The sequence below is a fragment of the Colwellia piezophila ATCC BAA-637 genome, assembly GCF_000378625.1.
Taxonomy (GTDB): Bacteria; Pseudomonadota; Gammaproteobacteria; order Enterobacterales; family Alteromonadaceae; genus Colwellia; species Colwellia piezophila.
In genome coordinates, this window is record NZ_KB905160.1 from 541,331 (window position 1) to 565,523 (window position 24,193).

The window sequence follows — 24,193 nt, forward strand, 5'->3', positions numbered from 1 at the left end:
GTTTATTATTTAAAATGTACATGCTAGATTGTGTTTAATAAATAATTACTCGTGAAATAAACCGTTAAGTAGGTATAAGATGAAAAAAACATGTTTAAGTTCTTATCTGAGCTTGGTACTAGCCGCAGGCGCTTTCAGTCAATCAGCTCAAGCGATTGAACAACACAAGTTTGAAGCAGATTGGGATTCTATTGCAACTAAGCAAATTCCTGAATGGTTAATTGATGCCAAATTTGGTGTTTATACCCATTGGGGAATATTTTCTGTGCCTGCTCACGGTGGTCCTGATTATCTTCGTCAGATGTATTCACCAGAAAACAAAAAAGGTGTTAATGCCTACCACACTAAAAAGTATGGTTCGTTGGAAGACTTCGGCTATACCGATTTTATCCCACAGTTTACCGCGCCTAAATTTAATGCTAGCGAATGGGTTGGCTTAATGAATGAGGCCGGTGCTAAATTTGGTGGTATTTCACTGGTACATCACGATGGTTTCTTATTATGGGATTCTAAATATAGCCGCTGGAATGCTAAAAATATGGGCCCCAAAAAAGATATTTATGGCGAAATTTCTGCGGAAGTTGCTAAATACCCAGACATGAAACTTGTGGCAACATTTCACCATGGCAGAACATTCAATTACGCTTATGGCGAGTTACCTGGCAAAGGAAAAGATGCATCGAAAATTAATAAAAATTGGGAGCTTTCGGATCCTGAACTGGGTGATTTTTTCTGGAAAACAGGACGTGACTCTCCTGAGAAATTTAATTCTGATTGGTATGGGAAAATTACTGAAGTTGTTGATAATTACAAACCTGATTTTATTTGGTTTGATGGTTTAACCACATCGATGAAAGGTGGTCATCCGACGGAACAAACCGTAAAAGATGCCATTTCTTATTTTTATAATGAATCGACAGCACGTGGTCAAGATGTTGTGGTAGCGAATAAATTAGCGGCCAACTTTAACTTTCCTGAACATGTTGGTTTAAAAAGTTATGAAAACGGCCGGGATATGCCTGAGCACCAAAAAGGTTACTGGTTAGCTGACCGAGCGATTGGTTACCCATGGAGTTGGGTAAACAATAAAAAGTATCGTGACGGACCAAATTATCAAGTAGATAGTATTATCGACTTTACTAGCCGTGGCGGCATTATGTTTTTATCCTTAACGCCAAAAGGTGATGGCTCAATTGCTGATGCAGAAATTGCTATCATGAAAGGTATTGGTCGGTGGATGAAAGTCAATGGTGAGTCAATTTATGGCACTCGCCGATTCAGTGTCTTTGGCGAAGGTCCTACAAAAGTTACCAGAAATGTAAAAATTAAAGGCAAAATGAAAGTTAAATGGGATCACCGTAAATTAGGTGCTGAAGATATTCGTTTTACCCAAAAAGATAACATGCTTTATGCGATTGCTTTAGGTTGGCCGAAAAATGGTAAACTAACAATTAATACTTTAGACAGTAACTACGCTATCTCTTCAAAAGGTAAAATTGATAATATTTCATTATTAGGCAGTGATGAAAAATTAACTTGGACCCGTGATGAAAAAGGCTTACATGTACAGTTTCCAAAAGAACAATTTGGTGAATTTGCTTATGCACTTAAAATTGATGTGGCAGGTGACTTAATTGTAACTGAGCCTGATGCTGCTAATTTATAGTCATTATATACTTTGAAGATATACTTTGAAGGTATGCTTTAAAGTCATAATGAAATAGCACTCTTAAAGAACCCGGCATGTCCGGGTTTTTTTATGTTCACTGTAAACTGGTAAGTCCAAACTTTGCTGAACTTTCGAAATGATTTTTTTTGAATTTTCGGTGGGGGGGATACAAGGCTGGGCCTTTGCAACCTTGCGAGTTACAGGCACTCATTTCAAACAAGTAATACTTGCGTGATGCGTGGTTTTATTATATAAAAGACACAAGAAGAGTATCTAGCAGTAAGGTCATTAAATGAAGTTTAATTCAATAGTCAAAGCATTAGCCATCGCCTCTGTTGTTGGTCTGGCAACAGCCCCGGCAATCGCAGCTAAAGAAAAGAGAAATACCCATCCTGATCCTGAAGTGGGTAGTCAATTAGTTAAAGCAGAAGCGGATTACGTTGCGACCTTAGATGGAAAATACAGAAACCCTCACTTTAAAGAAGCAGGTAAAGGCTTTGAAGATGACTGGAAAGAAATTGCCGCACACGGTATTCCTGAATGGCTAATCGATGCTAAATTCGGTTTATATACCCACTGGGGTTTATATTCTCAGGCTCAGTTTATTGGTAATACTTATTTCCAACATATGTATAACCCCAAAGACAAAAAAGCTATTCGTGGTAAAAATAAAGAAACTCACTACGACTATCATCGCCGTGTTTTTGGACCTCAAGAAGAGTTTGGTTATTCAAAATTAGCCGAAACGTTTACCGCTAAAGGCTATGATGCTGAATAATATGTTGATGTGATGATAGATGCCAGCGCCAAATTTGGTGGCCTGGGTGTTGTGCATCACGAAGGTTTTTTAATGTGGTCAAGTAAACTTAACCGTTAGAACGTAGGTCAAACAGGACCTAAACGTGATATTTACGGTGAATTTATTGATGCAGCAAATAAGAAAGATTTTAAAACCGTTGCGACATTTCATCATGCCCGTTCATACGATTACGCGCTTAAATCCCTACGGAACAAGGGCAAAGAAAAGCAACTTGCCGCGATTGTAAATAACAAGAATTTAGATATTGCTAACCCAGAATACGATGATTTGTTTTTCCCTGCCGATCGGGTAACACCGCCAGAATTTGCCAAACAGTGGCATGCTAAAATTGTTGAAGTTATTGATAACTACTCACCAGATTTTTTATGGTTTGATGGCATAGGTATAGTAAATGGTAACTCACCTTAATATCTTGTGGTTGATTTCCTAAAACGTTTTTACGACAACGCTGAAAAACAAGGTAAAGAAGTTGCCCTAGTAAACAAACTTCCGGGCGCTGATAAATCAGGCCTTGCGCGCTTTAACTTCCCACAAGGTACGGGCATGCGAGGTTATGAAAATAGCCGAAATATGCCACCAAATAATGACGGCTACTGGTTATGGGATCGCGCAATCAGCTATCCTTGGTCTTATGTATTAAACAAAGACTATAACTTAACCAGTACTAACCATCTTCATAGCCTTATTGACATTGTTGCTCGTGGTGGGGTGTTCTTCTTGTCGCTCACACCTAAAGGTGACGGCACTATTCCTGCCGAAGAAAAACGTATTTTGGCTGAAATGGGCGACTGGTTAGCCGTGAATGGTGAAGCTATTTATTCAACGCGCCGTTGGGATATTCCTGGGGAAGGCGGTAACTATGAAAAATTTTCCCCGTATAAGTACCGTGAAGCACGTAAAGGCTTATGGTGGGACTATAAGAAAACTGATCCAAACCGTATCAGTTTTACCCGTAGTAAAGACAACAAAACCTTATACGCGATGATTTTTGGCTGGCCTAAATCAGGTAAGTTAATCATAGAAAGTCTTAAACAAGGCTCTCAGTATATGGCTGATGATATCAACAATGTTGAATTGTTAGGCAGCAAAGAAAAAATTGAATATAAACGTACCAGCAAGGGCTTGGAAATTACCTTTCCTAAGCAAAAGTCCTGTGAGGTAGCTTGTTCAATTAAAATTAGCCATGGCTAAGCTAGCGATATGCTAATTATATAATATACAAATAATCCCTCGTTAAACTTTTTGTTTACGGGGGATTTTTTTTAATTAAAAAATTATTCAAGGAGTAAAAATGCAGGTTTTGAAACACAGTTCAAAATTATATTTTTTCTCTTGCTCAGCGCATGCTCAAGTTATGACTTAGCTAATGTTCCTGAGTTTAATTTAACTGATGAAGAAGTAGAAGTTCATCGTTTAAACTTTAAAAAATCTAGCTACACCATTTATTATCTTCTAATGATAGATAAGGAAGGCAAGGTTGTTAGAGTTAAAATAATTGATAAAGATTCCAGTTTCGCATCCAATTCAATAGCAGGGAGACTTGGATTAAAAATGATAGGAAAAAAAGCAACTGTATATAAACTTTCTGAAAATGAAAGTAAAGCTGACTACGTGATAAAGCCTTATGGCGTTAGGTATTATAAACGTACAAAGCGTTAACTAAATAGTTGGGTCATAAGTAATATTTTGATTGTATTGTTATCAGTACTTATAATTTGTCTGGAACTGAAATCGTGACATTATACCATTTCGTATAAAGAAGTGATCACTTAGAACGGTATGGGCGACATTAGAACAATCAAAATAGGCGTAGTTATAGTTACTCTACATCAAGCCTATTTTGTGACGTTATCATGGTGCTCCATGTGTTCCCAAAGGGCGAGTTTTAAAGGCTTATATACTGCGTTATTGATTTTGCTAAGGGAACAACCATTAGCTGCATTCAATGCCTTGCCTATAAACCTTTAAATTCTCGCCAAGTGATCACTTTCTTATACGAATTGGTATTAGATCCCTGTAAATAAAAAGGTGCAAGCATTGTTTGCACCTTTACCATTCACATCTTCACACTTCAGATTATCCCTACAATAAACGTTGTCAGCTAGTAGCAAGATTGAAAACGTTTAGATTAATCGGAGATAACCACTTTGATTTCATCTTCTGCTTCTAGGGTGAATTTGTTCAATCTTTCGAGCTTTAATCTATTTTCAACATCTGGCTCGTTGACAATTAATTTACCGGCCACCTTAATTCTGAAGGCATGAGCAAACTCACCTTGGTAACCTTTTGGGAATTTAATGTGCAAGCCGTCTTTGTCTCGGCTCCAGGCAATTATTTCATCACTGTCTAGCAATTCAATACTGGTGATTTTATTTTCACTAGAGATATCATAATCACTGTTGAGTGTTTTGATAGTTAATATACGGCTTTTGGGCATACCTAATACAATGGTGTATAAGTTATTTTGCTTTTGGGTGAAACGAATATCATCAGCGCCTAAGTTACGATAATCCCATGCATAAATGGTTTTATTTTTCTTAAGCTTTTTATAAATTAAATGTTTACCTTCACCATAGACTGAGTATCTCCGGGTGCCATAAATAGCTTCGCCGTTGGCGCTTAACCAACGACCAATACCTTGAGTAATTTCGAGTTCACCTGCGGGAATAGAACCGTCACCTTTAGGTGTCAGAGACATTAAATAAATGCCGCCACGAGAGACGTTATCCACTAAAAAACCGACATGAAAGCGAGCACCATCGCTATAGGTTTTATTATTAACATAAGACCAAGGGTAACCGATAGCGCGGTCAGTGAGGTAGTAACCTTTAATATGCTCTGGCATGTCGCGACCGCCTTCATAAGAGCGTAAACCTACCTCTTTAGGGAAGTTAAAATTACCGGCATGTTTGTTGGCTAATACAACTTCTTGGTTTCTTTTGTCTGCTTCATTAAAGTAATAACTGAGGGTCTCTAATACCGTTTTTTCTGAAGGGTGGCTTTTTTTCATTGCTTGTCTTAAACCATCAAACCATAATAAATCGGGTTGATAATTATCGATAATTTCGTAAACTTTCTTTTGCCAATCTTGTTCGAATTTCTTAATTACGGCGGGATCATTTTTGTCCCAGAAAAAATCATTGAATTCAGGATTATTCATATCCCATTTTTTTGCTTCATCTCGTGAGTCTTTAGGTAAAAATTTGCTTTTCCAACCCGGAGAACGACCGTGATGCATAGTCGCCACTAGCTTCATGTCATTAGCACGTACTGCTTTGGCTATTTCACCGTAAATATCACGTTTAGGTCCCATTTGTTTCGCATTCCAACGGCTTACTTTTGAGTCCCAAAGCAAGAATCCATCATGATGAACAACACTGATGCCGGCAAACTTGGCTCCCGCGTTATGCATTACCCCCGCCCAATCATCGGCATTGAATTTTGGCGCGGTAAATTTTTTAACTAGATCGGTATAACCCACTTTATCTAAATCACCATATTTTTCTTTGTGGTATGAGTAGACACCTTTGACGTCCCTTTTATGGCTGTATAAATTAGGCGCATAATCAGGGCCACCGTGCGCGGGCACAGAATAAACACCCCAGTGGGTATAAATACCAAACTTAGCATCAACTATCCACTCAGGTAAGACTTGTGTTGATAGCGAGTCCCAACTAGCTTCATATTTGTCAGCGCTAGCATTCAGTGAGGTGATACTGGCGGTTATTAATAAACTCACTAGCGTTAATTTTGAAAATTTCATTTTGTGTTTTCCTTAGATATTGATAAAGAAGCTAATACCAAGTCCATTAAGTTCGTTTTGTTCTTATTAGGCTTCTTATGTTACTGCTTAATCTTTCTGGCTTGCGCTAACTGTCTTAAACGCATGGGTATAAATAAAAATACCTGACAGTGATTAACTGTCAGGTATGATATTTTTAGATGTGTTTTCTAGATTCTAGAAATTGATTACTTCTTGAAAAATCTACGGCGTGCTAAACCGGCAAGACCCATTAAGCTAAGTAACCAACCAAAAGAGCCACCGCTGTCATCATTCTGAGGGCTGCTGTAAAGGTTATAAGGCGCTTGGTAAACCACTACTTCAACCGTTTGAGACGATGTGTCGGTACCATTACTTGCTAACACCTCAAAAGTTAATGTCGTTTGATGTTGTACTTCAGGAGCAGTGAAGCTTATCGTGCTTGAGCTTGCTCCGCTTAGTTCAACGTCTGGACCCGATAATTGCAGCCAGGTATAGCTAACATCGTCGCCTTCATAATCAGTTGTTAACGCGCTAAGAGTCACCTGTGATGTACTAAAGGTAGATAAATTGTTGAGTGTTATCTCTGGCAAAGTATTTACATGATCAACAGCAAGCACACCCGGATCTGCTATCTCACCGTTAACTAAGCCGTCACCATCATTAGCACCGCCATCTTCAATAGTTAACTGGATACAGCCGTGACCAAAAGTTAAGCCTGGCGTGTATTTGCTTGATGAGGGGGCAGGACAGTTACCGCTAAAGTGTCTGACTGCCGAACTTAGGCTGTTGTTTTCATCTTCAACAAAGTTAAACCAACTTTTTGACTCGGTAAACTTACGATAGACAGCACCTTTTGGAATAATTAAGCCTTGTGCTAATGGCAATACCACCTGCACAGACTCACCACTGACATTTAAACCTTTGATATTAAAGTTTGTAATAGATGAAACAGAGTCAAATTCAACATCAGCCATCAGCGCATCTGCAGCAATACTTGCGAAATCAAGGCCTCGAGCATGTTCACCTAATACCAATTTTAAACCCGCTTGTACTTGCAGTGGTTGTTCATCTACTGCCACAGGTAAGCGAGAGGTATCACTGTCAGTGTCTATTGAATCAGGTATACCATCTTGATCGCTATCGGCAACAATCTCGGTTAGTGCTTCATCAATATACAAGGAGGTGAACACTTCAGTACTCAATAGATCAACACTATTGGTTTCAGTCACAGTAACTTTTACCTGATATGTACCGGTAGCCAAATTGGCGGGGTCAAAAGTGAAGCTATTGAGTAACTCACCAGAAACCTCACCACTAAAGGCACTATCAACCACTTCGAAACTAACACTGTGTTCATCACTGCTATTTATATCGCTAATGTCAGCGGTAATTGAAACTAAGCCTGATGTTGGCGACACCGTACTAATATTTTGTTCCGCTTGTTTAACACTAATATCAACCGTAGGCGCAAAATTATCGGCGCTAACTTTAACGGTTAAGGCCATCGCTTCAGGAATAGCCGCGTTCATAAGGTACGGTTTATCAGCAAAGCTATCAGCAAAGCTGTCAATAACTATTTCATCACCCGCTTGTGCTTCGCTGTCAATGACCAACACCAATTCAGTGGCTAGACTATCTTCTTCGAAGGTAACTTGTCCCGTCGTACTGCCTGTTGGTGTATTGATAAGGTAATCAATTATCACAGGATACTCAGGTGCCGGGCCACTTAACTTAACCGGTATACGTAAAGTACTACCGGCTTCAGCGATAACATCTGTACCTAGTGAAACCAATGGTCGTATACGATACGATATTTCTTTCGTAGCCGTATTGCCAGCGGCATCGGTGGCACTAAAGGTAATTATATGTAGACCAGACGGTAGCAGTAAATTTTCTGTCTCTAATACCGGGGTAATTGGGCCGTCGAAGGCATCGGTTACGGAAACAGTATGGCCAATTTTATTGCCGTCAATCAATCCCTCTACTATCCCTGATATATCCGTTAATATCCCGTGAGCATTTGACGTGACAGTGACATTTTTGTCAGTAAATACCGGCGGTAAAACATCCGTTATATCAGTATCGATATTATCACCAATACCATCACCATCAATATCTACTGTTTCACTGGCATCATTTGGAAAGGCATCACTGTTGTCACCCACACCATCACCATCACTATCTACCGTTTCAGTAGCATCAGTTGGAAAGGCATCACTGTTGTCACCGACACCATCTTCATCGGTATCAGTTGTTTCATTCGGATCTTCAGGGAATGCATCGTCAATATCAACAACGCCATCGCCATCAGTATCGGTATCGGCATTAGCAACAATACGTACTAATAAGGCCGCGGCGTGATTTTGGTTGAGATTAAAACCAGTAACCGCTACAACATCAGCGAATTTTTCTTGCTCTACGGCATATTTCAGCATGGGCGCTTCAACCGTTTCATCTACTACATTGGTATCTTTTGTTGCCACTGTCCATTTTGAATCTTTACCTTCTTTTACCCAAGTCGACCATTGCTCGCCATTTAACGTTAAGAAAGCAGTAATGTTCTCAGGTGATTCATCAGCATCAAAGAAGCCATGTATGGCAGTGAACTGCTCAGGTGTAGACCATTGCCACTCTGGGTTATCCGCCAACCAGGCTTCAACATGGGAGAAGTCTGCAATGCCAACTTCATCTTCTGCTGTTAAAGTTAAGCTAGCACTTACAGGCAGACGCATAACATCGAGACGTTCGCCTAAAATGTCGTAGGCAGTCCAATAATCTTGTTCAGCACTATTTTTATAAGAATCGGTGTTTGACAATTTTGAACCGGTTAGAACTACATCAGCAGCCAGTACAACTACTTGACGAGTTACTTGAATGGCCGCATTACTAGCCGTATCGGTTACATTGTAAGTAAGCTGATAAGTACCAGCGGTTGTAGTATCAAGCGTATCTGAAACCATCACATTAGCTGTGACATCACCATCAACATTATCCATGGCAGTAAAGCCAGGTTCTAGATAACTATCACCAACTTGTAGCTCAACTGCAGCATCTATAAGCGTGATAACGGGAACACTTTGATCTGCTATGGTAACCGTAGCTTGAGTGCTACCAGTATTTTCAGCACTATCTGTTGCCGAGAATGTGACCGTAGTAACACCGATTGGAAACACATTCGGTGCATCATCAGTAATACTAACATTACCATCTACCGCATCATTGGCAGTGGCAGCAGCTAAGAAGGCACTAATTGCACTGTCTGAAATCGCTGTACCATCGCTGTCAGTTGCGGCAACAGTAATATTGGCTGGTGCAGTTAGTACTGGCGCACTGGCATCTTGTACGGTAACCACTCGAGTTACTGGTTCTGCATGGTTGCCTTCGTTATCAACTGCGGTATACGTTAGGGTATAAGTCGCTTGTACCGAGGTATCAACCGTATCACCACCAATGACAACAGTAACGTTTGCATCAACAATATCTGTTGCTGTCGCCCCGGGTTCAGTATATTCACTGTTCGGTGCTAGTGTTATTGCGCTCTCGCCATTCAAGGTGATAACGGGGACCGTCGTGTCCACAACGGTTATTGTCGCTTCGCTAGTACCGGTATAGCTTTCACTATCTGTCGATTCGAAAGTAACTGGTGTATCACCTAAGGCAAAGAATTCAGGTACATCAACAGCACTAGGGATAAGCGTGCCATCCACAGCATCTTCAGCCGTGGCAGCAAGTAAGAACGCGACTATGCTTGCATCGCTATTTTCAGTACCTGCAGGGCTAGTCGCCTCAACAGTGATACTTTCTGGCGCGATAACGACTGGCGCTGCAGCATCTTGAACTGTGACGGTACGGCTGGCTGTTCCTACAAGGCCTTTTTTATCAGACACGGTATAAGTAACGGTATAAGTACCCTCGGTAGTGATATCAACCCCACTTTCATCTATTTCTATATCACCGGTGACATCACCATCAACATTATCCAGTGCTGTAGCCCCTTCATCCATATAGGTACCATTAAGTGCCACTGTTTGCGTACTCTCACCAATTAAGGTAATAACCGGTGCGGTTTGGTCAGTAATCGTTATGGTTGCTTGCGCTGTTACCGTGTTATTACCAGTGTCTGTGGCAGTAAAGGTTACTAAGGTATCACCAAGCGCAAAGGTATCAGGCGCATCATGGCTTACGGTAATACTACCATCGTCAATATCGCTAGCGCTTGCCGCGGTTAAAAATGCCGCTATAGTTGCATTTGTTTTACTAGTACCGGTACTGTCTAAGGCCGCTACAGTAATATCAACAGGAGCCGTTACAACAGGAGCCGTATCTACGCTTTTACTGGCATTATGTGGGAAGTCATCAGCATTATCACCAACGCCATCTGAATCACTATCGAGAGTTTCAGTGGGATCTGTTGGGAAGGCATCACTGTTATTACCAACGCCATCACCATCAGTATCGGTTGTTTCAGTAGGATCCGTAGGGAATGCATCTAACGCTAAAACTGGCGCTGAGGTTGAATCAACAGCTGATTTACCCTCATTCCAATCATCGGGATAACCGTCGCCGTCAGTATCAACAGAAGCAGCGGCATCATTTATAAAGGCATCTTGTGTATCAATAACGCCATCGCCATCAGTATCGGCATTGGGATCAACAACTACGCGTACTAACAAGGCAGCGGCGTGATCTTTATAGAGTTTAAAATCAGAGACAGCCTCAAAGTCGTCAAAGCGATCATCTTTAACTACTGCATATTTTAGCATGGGGGCACCAGCTGTTTCATCTGCTGAGTTTGTATCTTTCGTTGCCACTGTCCATTTTGAATCATTTGAACTATTTGTCCAAGTAGACCATTGGTTGCCATTTAACGCTAAGAATGCAGCAATATTATCTTGCTCTTTATCTGCAAAAGCATCAAAGAAACCATGAAGGGATCCGAATTGCTCCGGTGTTGCCCATTGCCACTCGGGATTTGCCAACAACCAGGTATCAACATCGGAGTCTTTTGCGGTACCAACATTATCTCCTTCTTTTAAATTTAAGCTGGCACTGACATGAAAACGCATAATATCAAGGCGTTCGCCTAAAATTTCGTATGCGGTCCAATAATCATTATCCTCAATATTTTCATAAGAATCGGATTTTGACAACCTTGAACCGGCTTGAATCACGCCGTCATATTTGTCCTGTGGAGCTGGGTCGGAATTATCGCCTACGCCGTCGCCATCGCTATCTATGCTTTCAGTAGCGTCTTCCGGGAAGGCATCTATCGCTAGCTCTGTGGTTGAATCATCTGCTGACTTACCGTCATTCCAACTATCTGGATAACCGTCGCCATCAGTATCAAGAGAAGCCGCGGCATCAAGTGGGAAGGCATCTTTTAATAGGCCTGAGTTTGAATCATCGGCTGACATCCCCTCATTCCAATCATCGGGATAACCGTCGCCATCAGTATCAAGATAAGCCGCGGCGTCATTTGGAAAGGCATCTATTACTAATACCGGCTCTGAAGTTGAATCTACGGCTGATTTACCGTCATTCCAACTATCAGGGTAACCGTCATTATCGCTGTCTATTGAGGCGGAAATGTCTGCAGGAAAGGCATCATCTTCATCGGAAACATTATCGCCATCGGTATCCGTTTGGCCATTGGTAGGATCATCAAGATGGAGATCTAACACTAATTTTGGCTCTGAAGTTGAATGAGATTGGTCTTTACCATCATTCCAATAATCTGGTAAACCGTCATTATCATCATCAATAGAAGCCGCTGGGTCATCTGGAAAAGCATCTTCTGAATCATTAACACCATCGAGGTCACTATCAACAGCTACCACACGTACTAATAAGGCAGCGACGTGATTAGTTTTGAGAGTTAAACCAGTTTTCGGCGAAACGGTAGCAAATGAACCGCCATCTACGACATATTTCAGCATGGCTAGATTAGCTTCTTGATCAGCGTTGCTGGTATCTTTAGTTGCCACTGTCCATTTACCATTCTTATTCATTGACCATCGATCACCATTAAAACCCAAGAAGGCATCAATATTGTCTTGTAACGCAGGAAGATTGAAGACATTGCGAATGGCATCGAATTGCTCAGGTGTTGCCCATTGCCACTCGGAATTCTCCGGCAACGATAACCAGGTTTCGACATGGCTGTAATCAGCTTTGTCGTCACCTTGTCCTAAAGTTAAGTTTGCACTAATTGGCAGACGCATAACATCGAGACGCTCGTCTAAAATATCAAATGCCGTCCAATGATCATTACCCGCAATATTTTCATAAGAGCTTGGATCTGACAGTAATGTGTCGGCAAAAGCCGAGAAGTTGCTAGTGAGACAAATGATTCCGATTGCTGTAGCAAGTTTGTGTTTGTTAAATTTATTCATGATTCCCTCATAACTGTTTGGCTTTATTGTCTTTGTTATTGCTAAATTTCGACTTGTAATTATTATTGTTTGATGTCTTTAGTTTACAATGGTCTAACTGTTGTTTTTGATAGAAATTATCGCGTCAAAACAACAGTTAAATAATAAATCTCTGTTTTATCAGTCTATTAAAAATAATAAGTATCACGTTTTTTAGTGATAGTTGTAATTTTAACCATCTAAGTTACATTACCGTAAAGTTCTTTGCAACGATCAATGTGTTTTTTTTATATAGTATACATCTATGATGGGTTGGCTTATGGCTTCTAGGTCTTTATGTGTGTGATTTTGTTATATAAAGTTCTTTTAAAGCACTATTACCAGTACTGTAAGTATTTTTAATGGGCTAATGTCTGCCACTAGAACTCGCTAAATTTATTTTTAGACCGCAGGGGAGGGAAGTCACGTTTTGTATAAGATGCTTGGTTAGTATCGGTCCAGCGAAAACTCACCATGGCTAACTTAAACAACAAGTAAATAAACTAGCTTGCAGGGATAAACACAAAATATTTTGTACTTTATTGCATTTAAATCATTGTTGTCAGCAATATATCCGGTTAAATTGCTATGTGTTGGTGTTTATTCTTTACAATACTCACTTGGTGCTGTAATTTTCTTGTTATGGTTATTGGTGGCCTTTAGTTTTAATAAAACTACCAAGGTAATCAATTAGCACTATTTAGATTAAATAAAGGCAATATTAATGAATTCTTTTAAGAATTGTTTAAGCGAGCGTATTTTTAGCGGCAATAAGTTAAGCGGTAATAATATAGCTGCGCTTTCTACTGTTATATTCTCAATAATGATTAGTACACTTATTAGTGGCTGTAGTGAATCAAACGTTACTTCAAAAAGCAACTCAGACACTAATTCAGACATTACAGCAGAAAAGCCTTTAAATGTGCTTTTTATCTTAACCGATGATCAAGCGCCAGATACGGTATCGGCTTTTGGTAATAAACATATAAATACCCCTAATTTAGATAGTTTAGCTAAACAAGGTATGCGATTTTCGCATGTTTTTAATCAAGGTGCCTGGTCTGGTGCGGTTTGTTTACCGAGTCGTCAAATGATTAATACCGGTCGCCATTTATATCGGACAGGCCTTGATGCAAGGGGTGTAAATGACCCTAAGTTTGTTGCTCAACATGCCACTTTTGGCGAAACGTTTAAAAAGTCGGGTTACGATACTTTTCAAACAGGCAAATGGCATTTATCCATGGATGTTTGGCAGCGAAGCTTCAGCCATGGTAAAGCCATCCATAAAAATGGTATGTCTCGTCATGAAAAAGGTGGTCATTGGGATGCCAATTTTACTGACTTTGATGCATCAAAATCTGGTGGTAATGCCTTTACTGATTATAAAGGCGGTAAACATACCAGTGAAGTTGTTGCTGATGCAGCGGTTGATTTTCTTGCACAGCGAAAAGTGAATGATAAACCTTTTATGATGTATGTTGGTTTTCTTGCGCCCCATGATCCATTGCATGCACCTGATGAATATTTAGCGCGTTACCCAGTGCAGAAAATTCCAACGCCAAAAAACTTCTTAAAATATCATCCATTTGATCAAGGTGATTATTACCTTCGTGATGAAGTACTAACGGGCTTTCCTCGCTCAGAAAAGAATATCAAGGCTAAAATTAGTAAATATTACGCCATGATTGAACATACCGATGCGCAAATTGGTCGAATCCTAGCGCAATTAGAACTAAGTGGTCAGGCAGACAATACGGTTGTTATTTATACCTCAGACCACGGCTTAGCTATGGGACGTCATGGTCTTATGGGTAAACAAAATCAATACGATCACAGTGTTCGTGCGCCATTTATTATAAAAGGGCCTAATATTCCTGCCGATAAAACCGCAACGGGCATGTTTTATTTGAACAGTGTTTTCCCGACAGCTGTTGAACTTGCCGGTTTAGCAATACCAGCAAGTGTTGATGCGCCGAGCATAGTGCCGCTTATTAACGGTGAGAAAGATGTGGTCTATGACAATATCTATGGTGGATATCGTCATTTCCAACGCATGGTAAGAAGCCAAGACTTTAAGCTTATTTATTATCCCATGATTAAACGCACCCAGTTGTTTGATATGAAAGCCGATCCATTAGAAATGCATGACTTGAGCGGACAAGCAAAATACCAAGATCAAATTGCAACCATGATGGTGCAATTAAAAGACTGGCAGACGATTGTAGAAGACCCGCTTGACTTAAATAATCCTGAAGAAAGTTACCATGCTTTTTTAACCTTAACGTGGGACTAACCCTTTATCTTCTATGAGACAGCTTGGGAGCTTGGAATAATTATTATGAATTTTAAAAAACTAATTAAACGTACAGTTAATCGCAACGTTATTAATCGAATAGCCATTAAAGGCATAATTAAAAGTGGTCTAAAACTGTCAACATTAACCGCTGTTATTTTCAGTGGTGAAATCGCCGCAGAGGTTAGCGCAAAACAGCCAAATATCGTTTTCATTATGTCTGACGATCACGCGGCTAATGCCGTATCTAGTTATGGAGGTCGTTTATCAACGGTATTTAAAACGCCTAATATCGATAGATTAGCCACTGAAGGCATTCGGTTTAATGGTATGTATGCCAATAACTCTATTTGTACACCAAGTCGTGCAGCGATATTAACCGGACAATATAGTCATACCAATGGCGTTAAAACCCTAGATCAGCCACTGGATCGCAAAAAAGATAATATGGCCAAACAATTACAGGCGGCAGGTTATCAAACAGCCATTGTCGGTAAGTGGCATTTAAAAACCGAGCCGTCTGGTTTTGATTATTACAATGTACTGCCAAACCAAGGTGACTACTTTCAGCCTAAGTTAAAAGAAATTGGTAAAAAATGGAAAAATGGTAATCAAGGTGGAGAGATTTATCCAGGTTATGTTACTGATGTGATCACCGATGAAAGTATTAAATGGTTAGACAATCGTGATGAAGATAAACCTTTTATGTTGATGATTCATCACAAGGCGCCACATGGGTTGTGGGAGCCAGCTAAACGTCATGAAAATTTTCTTGCTGATGTTCATATTCCAGAGCCAGACAGTTTGTATAATCGTGGTAAACATGGTCCAACGGATGCCGTTATTATTGATGGCAAAAAAGGGCAGCAGTTTGGCTCATCGGTATCACGCCGTATCGAAGGTCGTGGTTTAGTGACTCGCATGATGGATGAAAATTGGCCAACGGGAAAACTTAAAGTTGATAGTTATGACTGGAATACGGTTGTATCAGCAGCTTATCAAAAATATTTAAAAGAATACTTACGTACCATTGTCGCCATTGATGAAAATGTTGGCCGAGTACTTGATTACCTTGATGAAAACGGTTTAACCGAAAATACCATTGTTATCTACACGTCTGATCAAGGCATGATGTTAGGTGAACACGATTATTATGATAAACGTTGGATTTATGAAGAATCTATTCAAATGCCCTTTTTAGTACGTTACCCAAAAGCACACGCTGCTGGGAACAAATCGGTAGGAAAGAGCGTGGCAGGTAAAACTACTGATGAACTCTTTATGAACATTGATATTGCACCAAGCCTACTCGACTTAGCCGGTGTGAAAATCCCTAAATCAATGCAAGGTCAAAGCTTTAAGTCAGCACTATTTGACCCAGAACATGCGAAAGGACGTGATGCTATTTATTACCGGTATTGGTTACATATGACGCATCATTATGTTCCTGCGCACTATGGTGTTCGAACTAAAACGCACAAATTGTCATTTTTCTACGGTTTACCTTTAGATTCAAAAGGCGCTATGCCTGCAGCAACACCACCTTATTGGGAAATGTATGACTTAGCCAAGGATCCGTATGAGATGAATAATTTATATCCTAATGAAGCGAGTAAGTCTGTTACAGCGAAGCTGAAGATAATTTTGAGCGACTTAAAGCATGAAATTGGTGATAACGATGAAGATTACCCCAGTTTAATGGCAGTAAAAGCTAAGCATTGGCACCAATAAATAGTCTGTCTCAATAATAAGTTGTAGCATAAACACTGCCAAAACATGTCATTAAAGGCAGCTTTGGCAGCTATTAATTGTTGGCATTTATCAAGTAGTGTTTAGTTAATTTTAATTTAAAGAGTATGAATACCGTATGAAGCAACTGTTGTTATGTTTTCTCATTATATCGGCAATGTCATCGGCTATGGCCACTGAATATTTTGTTGCGCTAAATGGCGACGATAATAATGACGGTTCTTTTGAAAAGCCTTTTCAGCATATTCAGTATGCTGCAGATAAAATGCGAGCGGGCGACATTACCATGATTCGCGCTGGACACTATTTTGAAAAAGTCACCCTTAAGGACTTTAACGGCACAGAAAAGAAACCTTTTATTTTTAAAGCCTTTAATAATGAAAAAGTGGTGTTAGACGGTACTATTGTTATTAAATCTAAATGGAAAAAGTACTCAGGAAATATTTATCAAACCCAATTGTCGCAAGCTATTTGGCAATTATTTGTTAATGATAAAAGCATGACCTCAGCACGTTGGCCAAATGGTAATTGGTACGATGGTTCAATATGGGATAAAAAGAATGCCATGATGTGGCCAGAAAAAGGTGAGTTAGGGTCTTATTACAATAAAGCGTTAACAGCACTTAACTTTGATTTAACCGGTGGCATTATCGTGGTTAATTCAGGGTCTTTTAAAAGCTATCAAACAAGTATTACTCAACATAAAGCCGGTAATGATCACTTCTCTTTTAACACCAAAGGCGTTAAATCTCACTTTAGCTTTGATCAGGGCGTTAAACGGCACGGTTACTTTCTAGAAGGAAAGCTAGGCTTACTTGATGAAGAGAATGAGTGGTTTTTTGATGCCAACACTATGTTGTTGTATTTATGGGCTGAGCAGGGCGTTAATCCTGAAACGCTTGAAATTCGGGGCAAAGTGCAAAGCTATGCGCTTAACATAGATCGTTCTAGCGATGTTCAATTTAAGGGGGTTGATTTTTTTGCCACCACTTTTAATGTTAAAAATAGTCGCTATATCAAGATAGAAGATGTAGAGCTAAATTATCCTTCCTATTCAAAACGTATGTTAGGTGACACTTCTCGTATTGAAGTGACCAAAATGTTAGTCAAAAAAGATAACGATACCGCTAAAAATCATCTGCTTAATTGCAAAATATCTTATACCGATGGTCCTGCTATAGAAATGAATGGTAGCGGAAATGTGGTCGAGAATTGCCTGATGAGCAACATCGATTATAGCTGTACCTATAAAGGTGGCTATACCCTAAATATGGTCAAGTCGAGTGATCTTATTTTCAGGCGCAATACCGTGAAAACGACTGGCTGCTCAGAATTATTTAAAGCAGGTGTTCGTAACCGCATTGAACTCAATGATTTATCTGATTCTGGTCATTTGCAAAATGATGGCTCTTTGATTCAAGTCAGTGTCAAACAACAGCCCGGCAGTATCGTTCGTTATAATTGGCTACATGACAGTGTTAAGCAGGGTATTCGCTTCGACAATAAGAACACACCGAATGCACCTTATGGTCAACAGGGCAATGTTTTTAATAATGTTGCTTGGAACACCGATCGCATTTTTTTCAAAGGTGATAATCATTTCATATTTAATAATGTTAGTTTTGATAATCGTCAAAATGATTTGATTATTAGTAGTAATAAAGCGATTCAAGGTCATAACCACGGCACAATAACCCGTAATAATATTAGCAATAAATTTTCTGGTCATAGAAGTAAGCCAGGTAATAAATACCCAGTGCCTGGTGTTGTTGGTCATAACTGGCATGGCGCCGCTTTAGGATTAGATGTTCGTTCACAACTTCGCGATCCGGATAACTTAGATTTTCGTCCAAAAGCTGACTCAGATCTAGTTGATGCGGGGTTGGCTATTAAAAATAAAACCAGTCATTTTCTTGGCAAAGCACCCGATATTGGTGCTTATGAATTTGGCGCCCGTGATTATTGGATCCCAGGTTTTCAAGCTGAAAAAACATCACAGCCGGTACCTCCGCTTGCCGCAACTAAGGTAAAACATGATGCTGACTTAATGTGGCTTAATGCTTATCAAGCAAGTAGTCACTTGGTATATTTCGGCAACAATGAACAGCAGGTTTTCACGGCAAATAAATCATCCACGCAATATCAAGGGGAGTATCAACATAACATCTTTACTCCCAAGGTATTAACGCCGGGAAAAACCTACTATTGGCGTGTTGATGCCATCAAAGAGGGGCGAGTGATTGAAGGTGATGTTTGGATGTTCACCGTAGCAGACTAAGAGAAATTTAAAACAATTTAACTTGATAGTCGTGTTGGATTTTTATTGCGCTATCAACAATATTAATAACAATTAGAACAGTTAGTTTGGAAAAATCATGATAAAAAAATATTTTAATAAAAGTTCATTTTTACTCGCAACATGTTGCACCTTGGCATTAGCTGCTTGTGGCGGAAATTCAGTTGAATCAAGCAGTACAAAAAGTGCTCAAGCGAGTAGCCAAGCAGCTACTTCACTAGAGCTTTACGTTTCTCCTCAAGGGGAACTTGGTAATGCAGGTAGTAAAGAAGCCCCTTTTGCTACCTTAGCCTCAGCACGTGATGCTATTCGTGCACTTGATGCCAAACAAAGACAGCAAGATATTATTGTTTGGTTACGTGGTGGTACTTATACCTTAACTGATACTTGGGTATTGAATCAACAAGATGGTGGTGTCGGTAATTCATTCGTTCACTACAAAGCCTATGCACAAGAAAAACCTGTTATTTCAAGTGGTAAATTGGTTGATGGCTGGAAAAAATTAACCACTGCAGTCGAAGGTTTACCGAAAGTTGCTCAAGACAATGTTTGGGTTGCCGATGTGACCCGTGAAGAATATGGTCGTTTTACTGCCATGTTTACCAATGATAAACGTTTGCCTAGAGCCCGAAGTGCTCGTTTTGATGGTGTCAAACCAACGGGTTATGAGATTGCTGATTCACGCAACGTGATGCATAAAAAAGATCGTCATTTACTGCGTGAAATTCGATATGTGGAAGGCGCGCCTATTCGTGATTGGCAGAACCTTGATGATATCGAAGTGTTTTTCAACCCAGTACCTTGGGCACTTAATTTCATTCCTCTTGAGTCGATAGATTTAGATGAAAAACTTTTAACGCTTAAATATGAAGCCAATGCTCCTGCATTTTCACAAAATGGTCCTTGGGCAGTAATAGAAAATGCTGTTGATTTCATTGATGAAGCTGGTGAGTGGGCACATAACAGCTTAACCGGTAAACTTTATTACTGGCCACATGATAACCAAAAACCCTCGGACATCACTATTCCTCAACTTAAAGAGTTAGTACGTGTGGAAGGGAAAATAGATTATGACGGCCCAGTTGATCAACCGGTTAGAAACATTAGTTTTGAAGGTTTAACTTTTACCCAAGCCAAACGTGCGACCTGGCATGAAGATCATAAAGGCTGGGGAATACAACATGACTGGGATACCTTTGATACCGGAAATGCCATGTTACGTTTTCGTGGCGCTGAAAACATGCAGGTGCTTAAAAGTCACTTTACCAACTCGGCAGGCTCTGCTATTCGTCTAGATTTACATGCACAAAACATTACCATTAAAGACAACTTAATTGATTATGTTGGTCATATGGGCATTTTATTAGCAGGTTATGGTCCTGGCACCAAAGACGTAAATCACCACAACACTATTACCAATAATATTATTCATCATGTCGGTGAAATAATTTGGCACGGTCATGCTGTTTTTGTTTGGCAAAGTGGTAGTAATACCATTTCTAATAACTGGATCCATCATGTTCCTCGTAAAGCTGTCGGTGTTGCCGGACCTCGTGTACAAATTATGATGAAAAAGCATGAAGATTTTGACGAAGCGGCTAAAACAATTCGTTGGAATGAAATGGACTTAGATGTTGATTGGACTGTTGATGCTCAAGAACACTTTATGCCGTACTTACATGCAAAAAATAACATCATTGAAAATAATAAAGTCACGAAAACGTTATTGCAATTACATGATGGTGCATCAATTAATATTTCAGGTGCGGGTGAAGGTAATATTATCCGTCACAACTACATTTACGATGTTGATTACATAGGCGCGCGTACCGATGATTGGCAACGAGGTACTATTACTACACAAAATATCATTGAAAATGCTGGTACAGGTATTGTCCATAAAGACTACAACCATATTACTAACAATATTTTCATCAATATCAATGGCGAAGCTATCCGCATGCGGGCATTCCCACGCCAGTACTTTAAAGCTGAATCAGTGATCAAGCATAATATCTTTACAGAAGCTCGTCGTCCGCCCTATGGTGCGAGAGATTTATGGAATTCTAAAGAGTTTTTTGCTACCAAGAAGGGCACCAAAAAAATTCCTTATGAGTATTTATTAGATAACAATACCTATGCATTTTCAGGTAGTGAAAAGTTTCTTAAAAAACATAAAGAAAATGGTGTTGAATTGAACTCAGTAACTACAGAGCAGCAACAGTTCGTTGATATTGCCAACAAAGACTTCAGGTTAGTAGATAATGCCCAAGCGTTACAAACAGGCTTTAAACCTTTCGATGTCAGCATGGATTCATTTGGGGTAAGTAAAGACTACCCAAAATATTTGTTAAAGCTTGATCGTGACACCATGCAGTGGGGTGGTGAAACTCTCTTACATGGTGGTATTGAAGTCGTAAAAAAGAATGTTCATTAACCGTTTAGGTTAGCTATTACAAGTAATGGCTTCATCCTAAGATAAAGCTAGTTACGCACTTATTTGTCATTCCCGAGGGGTTAATCGGGAACCCATATGGCTACTAAGAAACAATCTTAAGTAATTTGCTAGCTACGCAAACTAATTTATCGGCTTGTATTAGGGGGTAAAATGAAAAGTAAACCGCCTATTTTTACGATAAAGCTCTTAACTTAGAAAATAAATTTAATTTAATAGCTTGTTCTAATTAGAATTTAAACAAAGATAATAATAATGTTGTTATCAGTGATGTGATAAGCAGTAAAAAATAAAGAATATTAAGCAAACGGCTAAAGCATTAGTCGCCAGCTAAAATATTTTATAATAAACAAAAATCCAGCGTTGAAAGGCGCTGGATTTTTTTGTGATTTTACATTGCTGCCTGTTAATAAAGGGCATGATGGTTACAATACTCCACTAAGCTGTTTCAAAGTCGTAACAACTTAGCAATAGATAATACGTTAATATTTATACAGATTTTTCAATAAGGGTATAGATTATGAACGATATTAACACCAATAAAAGTATAAATAGTTTAAATGTTGATACACAACGCACACCGGTTGAACTTCTTTCTATAGTGGGAAAATCAACCAAGTCGGTAACCATTGATACATCATTTAAGTCGGTTGAAGGAATTAATATTGTTGAATTAAGGAACATCTTAAATCAACTAAATGATAAAGCGTTATCTTCGGCGCTCTTTTATGATTTTTTACAAGCTAAAACCAATGATGAGATGAATTGGGATCATAATATTACCGCTTTCTAATGTAGTTAATACCATTCCGTATAAAGAAGCGATCACTTACTTATGCAGATTGGTATAATCTTTAAACGAATTTTATCGCCAAGCCAAGTTAAAATTCAGGGTTAAGCTGGAATTATAAAGGTTTTATACTGCAGGCTATGTCGAACGCTTTGTCTCACATAAAAACCGTTACACCGGCCAAAGTAACGGCTTATTGTTAAGTTATTAGCCACTGACCGCTAGTCTGTCTAGTCTGTCTAGTCTTTATGCCTAGTGTTGTCAGTGCTGTTGGTCTTTGTTTTTCTTCTTGTACTTACGTTTTTTCTTCGTTTTGTTACCCGCTTTAGCCACCTTAGGCGCTTTGGGCAACATTTTTTCGGTCAAGCCTACCGCCGTCAGTTCACTTTGCAGGGCGACTTCCAGCTTAGCCATCTGTCTTGCATACTCAGGATTAGTGCCCAAATTGTCCATCTGATCGGGATCATTTTTTCGGTCATACAATTCAGGCGGGAAACCTGGAACATGTACAAAAGTGTAACGGTCATTGCGCACCCCATAGTGATTTGGCCCTGACGAGTAGGTGTAAAGCGTTTGTGTACGCCAGTCACTTGGCGCGTCTTCACCTTTGAGCATTGGCAAGAAGCTGCGACCTTCCATCGCCACAGGAACCGGCACACCCACCATATCTAGTAGAGTTGGCGCGATATCGATATTCATCACCATATCCGCATTTACAGAGCCAGCCTTGATCAACTTAGGGTAACGGATCAGGAAGGGCGTTTTTACCGAGCTTTCAAATATCAACCGCTTGTCATAGAAACCATGCTGACCCAACCAGTAACCTTGATCCGACATATAAACCACAATGGTATTGTCCAGCTCGCCTTCGGCTTCTAGGTAGTCCATCACACGCTTGAAGTTATCATCGTTCCCGGCAACTGCGCGCGAATACTTGCGCACCATCTGCTGGTAGGTAGCACCGATTTTGGATTCTTCATTATTGGCGTCGTGTTCAGGCATGGCATTGGGAGCTTTCGCCTTTAACCCCTTGAGATAACGGGGCTCACGAACACCACCATATTCGGCACCGCCGTAAACTAAATTGTGCTTACGAAGGCGTGACCACTCGCGTTTGAGGTTAGAGTTGGACTCATGTACACGCTCGTACAGAGACGCAGGCTCAGGAAAGGTCACATCCGCATTTAAATTGTCATAACGGGCATGATGCTCAAAACCTTCGTGAGGTGCTTTAAACTGCAGCCCCATTAAAAAGGGTCTTTTCTTGTCGCGCTCTGCCAACCATTCCAAGGCAATATCGGCGTAAACATCGGTGGAGTAACCTTCACGCTGCCATTCACCTTCTGAGCCTTTAAAGGTTGGGTTAAAATACTTACCCTGGCCTTTTACCATCATGTGCTTGTCGTAACCTTTAGGAGTAGAGCCCAAGTGCCATTTACCTATCAGCCAGGTTTGGTAGCCGGCTTTTTGTAGTGCATGTGAATAACGCGGTGAATCGTCGTTAATGCCATTGTTATTACCAGTCACGCCGTTACTGTGCGGGTATTGGCCAGTGTAAGTGGCAGCACGGGCAGGCGAGCAGATTGAGGTGGTTACCGACATATTGGTAAAACGCATGCCCTCATTGGCAACACGGTCGATATTTGGGGTTTTTATCGTGTCCTTAAGATGCGATTCATAGGCGGAAATGGCTTCAAAGGCGTGGTCATCTACTAACACCATCAGAATGTTTGGTTTTTTATCCGCCGCTATGACCGGCAGACTTAACGCGGGTGACAATAAGGCGGTAGCCAAAATACCTTTTAGGGTATTGATGACCCTTATTAAATTTATTTTATTGGTCATAAGCACTCCTTGTTTAGTATTTAATGTTTCATATTAATTTATTGAGAGACCTTGTGTCCTTTATGTATAATACTCAAAAAATGGTGTGAGGCAATACATTAAG

At 39.9% G+C, this 24,193-nt stretch carries 10 protein-coding genes and 1 pseudogene; 8 read left to right on the forward strand and 3 right to left on the reverse strand.

All coding sequences use genetic code 11. The features are described from left to right. Positions 1 to 79: 79 nt before the first annotated feature. From F580_RS0102335 to F580_RS0102355, 3 genes and pseudogenes are all read left to right on the forward strand, one after another. Entirely contained in the window at positions 80 to 1,666 is a 1,587-nt protein-coding gene (locus F580_RS0102335; RefSeq protein WP_019026089.1) for an alpha-L-fucosidase, read from the forward strand. Positions 1,667 to 1,961: 295 nt separating this feature from the next. Further along, positions 1,962 to 2,897, forward strand: a pseudogene (locus F580_RS26790) (alpha-L-fucosidase). A 6-nt stretch (positions 2,898 to 2,903) separates the two neighbouring features. Continuing rightward, entirely contained in the window at positions 2,904 to 3,680 is a 777-nt protein-coding gene (locus F580_RS0102355) for an alpha-L-fucosidase (RefSeq protein ID WP_019026092.1), read from the forward strand. 937 nt (positions 3,681 to 4,617) lie between these two features. On the opposite strand, the gene F580_RS23800 is transcribed toward F580_RS0102355, so the two are convergent. Together F580_RS23800 and F580_RS0102370 are read right to left on the reverse strand one after the other, a co-directional pair. Then, complete coding sequence (locus tag F580_RS23800) at positions 4,618 to 6,252, reverse strand: alpha-L-fucosidase (RefSeq protein ID WP_019026094.1); 1,635 nt, start codon at positions 6,250 to 6,252, stop codon at positions 4,618 to 4,620. Between the two features lie 206 nt (positions 6,253 to 6,458). Further along, the gene (locus F580_RS0102370; RefSeq protein ID WP_019026095.1) at positions 6,459 to 12,644 is read right to left on the reverse strand and encodes a DUF5011 domain-containing protein; all 6,186 of its coding nucleotides are present in this window, start codon (positions 12,642 to 12,644) and stop codon (positions 6,459 to 6,461) included. A gap of 742 nt (positions 12,645 to 13,386) precedes the next feature. On the opposite strand from F580_RS0102370, the gene F580_RS0102375 reads away from it, so the two are divergent. The 5 genes from F580_RS0102375 to F580_RS0102395 all read left to right on the forward strand — a co-directional run bounded on the left by F580_RS0102375 (position 13,387) and on the right by F580_RS0102395 (position 22,248). Beyond that, a complete protein-coding gene (locus F580_RS0102375) occupies positions 13,387 to 14,955 on the forward strand; it encodes a sulfatase family protein (protein ID WP_019026096.1) in 1,569 nt (522 codons plus the stop codon). Between the two features lie 45 nt (positions 14,956 to 15,000). Continuing rightward, complete coding sequence (locus F580_RS0102380) at positions 15,001 to 16,686, forward strand: sulfatase family protein (protein WP_019026097.1); 1,686 nt, start codon at positions 15,001 to 15,003, stop codon at positions 16,684 to 16,686. 136 nt (positions 16,687 to 16,822) lie between these two features. Continuing rightward, positions 16,823 to 18,982, forward strand: a complete 2,160-nt coding sequence (locus F580_RS0102385; protein ID WP_019026098.1) for a hypothetical protein — start codon at positions 16,823 to 16,825, stop codon at positions 18,980 to 18,982. A 97-nt stretch (positions 18,983 to 19,079) separates the two neighbouring features. Then, positions 19,080 to 21,437 carry a right-handed parallel beta-helix repeat-containing protein gene (locus tag F580_RS0102390; protein WP_019026099.1) on the forward strand — a complete coding sequence of 786 codons (2,358 nt, stop codon included), beginning with the start codon at positions 19,080 to 19,082 and terminating at the stop codon, positions 21,435 to 21,437. A gap of 538 nt (positions 21,438 to 21,975) precedes the next feature. Continuing rightward, positions 21,976 to 22,248, forward strand: a complete 273-nt coding sequence (locus F580_RS0102395) for a hypothetical protein (protein ID WP_019026100.1) — start codon at positions 21,976 to 21,978, stop codon at positions 22,246 to 22,248. Positions 22,249 to 22,506: 258 nt separating this feature from the next. Here the strand turns inward: F580_RS0102395 and F580_RS23805 are convergent, their stop codons facing one another. Next, the gene (locus F580_RS23805; RefSeq protein WP_019026101.1) at positions 22,507 to 24,090 is read right to left on the reverse strand and encodes a sulfatase family protein; all 1,584 of its coding nucleotides are present in this window, start codon (positions 24,088 to 24,090) and stop codon (positions 22,507 to 22,509) included. Positions 24,091 to 24,193 lie beyond the last annotated feature (103 nt).

Excerpts from the sequence above, each read along its gene's own strand:
- F580_RS23800 (WP_019026094.1), bottom strand. The coding sequence starts at position 6,252 with ATGAAATTTTCAAAATTAACGCTAGTGAGTTTATTAATAACCGCCAGT.
- F580_RS0102370 (WP_019026095.1), bottom strand. The coding sequence starts at position 12,644 with ATGAATAAATTTAACAAACACAAACTTGCTACAGCAATCGGAATCATT.
- F580_RS0102380 (WP_019026097.1), top strand. The coding sequence starts at position 15,001 with ATGAATTTTAAAAAACTAATTAAACGTACAGTTAATCGCAACGTTATT.
- F580_RS23805 (WP_019026101.1), bottom strand. The coding sequence starts at position 24,090 with ATGACCAATAAAATAAATTTAATAAGGGTCATCAATACCCTAAAAGGT.
- F580_RS0102335 (WP_019026089.1), top strand. The coding sequence starts at position 80 with ATGAAAAAAACATGTTTAAGTTCTTATCTGAGCTTGGTACTAGCCGCA.
- F580_RS0102375 (WP_019026096.1), top strand. The coding sequence starts at position 13,387 with ATGAATTCTTTTAAGAATTGTTTAAGCGAGCGTATTTTTAGCGGCAAT.
- F580_RS0102385 (WP_019026098.1), top strand. The coding sequence starts at position 16,823 with ATGAAGCAACTGTTGTTATGTTTTCTCATTATATCGGCAATGTCATCG.
- F580_RS0102395 (WP_019026100.1), top strand. The coding sequence starts at position 21,976 with ATGAACGATATTAACACCAATAAAAGTATAAATAGTTTAAATGTTGAT.
- F580_RS0102390 (WP_019026099.1), top strand. The coding sequence starts at position 19,080 with ATGATAAAAAAATATTTTAATAAAAGTTCATTTTTACTCGCAACATGT.